The following is a 953-nucleotide window of genomic DNA, read 5'->3' as shown; positions in this document are numbered from 1 at the left end:
GGAGACCGCCCCGGCCCGCGTGGTGGCCGGCCGCGGTGCTGGCGCAGGTCGCGATGACGCTGTTGCAGGTGTTCGGCGGCCTGTGGCTGGCCGGCCAGATCATCGGGGTGCTCGAGCCGGGACTGCTGACGCCCGCCCTGGTGATGCTCGCGGGCATCGTCGGCGGCCCGCTCGTCGAGTGGTCGTGCGCGGCGGCGGCCCGGGGGCCCGCCCGGAGGTACGGGCAGGAGGCCGAACGGCGGCTGCGCGAGGCTGCGGCGGCCTGCGGACGGGCCCGGGTGCTCGACCCGGTCGCCGCCGAGCTGATGCGCTACCGCGAAGTGCGGGAACGCTACGTGGCGGTGACGGAGTTTTCCACAACGGGCCGCTAGTCCACAGCTCCCAGCGGAAATCCCGCCTCCCCTCCAGCATGGAACCGGTGACCGCGCGCACGGCGCGGCCACGGGATCCGGGCGAAGGGGAGGCGGAGTCATGAACGAGACCCTGGTGACGCTGGTGGGCAACGCGGCGACGGCGGTGGAGTTCCGGGAGACGGCGAGCGGCGGGATGGCCCGCTTCAGGTTCGCGGTGACGCCCCGGCGGTGGGACCGGGCGAAGGAGGTCTGGGCCGACGGGCACACGAGCTTCTACACCGTGTGGGCGTGGCGCGCACTGGCCGCGAACCTGACGGGCTCGGTCGCGGTGGGGGAGCCGCTGGTGGTGCACGGCAGGCTGAAGGTGCGCGAGGAGGAGTTGGAGGGGCAGCGCCGGACCTACGTGGACATCGAGGCGGTGGCGGTGGGCCACGACCTGACCCGGGGCACGGCCGCGTTCCGCCGGGTGGTCAGGGGCGAGCCGGGGCTGACGTCGAGGTACGGTCCGGCGCCGGTCGCGGCGGGGCCGGATCCGTGGGCGGTGCGGGAGGCGCCGGAGGAGGCGGCCGGGGCCGGCGGGGCGGAGGAGGCGGGCGAGGG

Annotated in this window: 1 protein-coding gene and 1 pseudogene; both read left to right on the top strand. The window is 75.9% G+C overall.

Annotation, left to right across the window (positions count from 1 at the left end):
• Positions 1–371: pseudogene (locus G3I41_RS36255) on the top strand (ATP-binding protein); the annotation flags it as partial.
• A 100-nt stretch (positions 372–471) separates the two neighbouring features.
• The coding region (locus tag G3I41_RS36250) for a single-stranded DNA-binding protein (RefSeq protein WP_164404768.1) at positions 472–953 on the top strand (482 nt) is incomplete at its 3' end.

Source organism: Streptomyces sp. SID9727, assembly GCF_010550605.1.
GTDB lineage: Bacteria > Actinomycetota > Actinomycetes > Streptomycetales > Streptomycetaceae > Streptomyces.
This window is presented reverse-complemented; position numbering and strand designations above follow the sequence as displayed.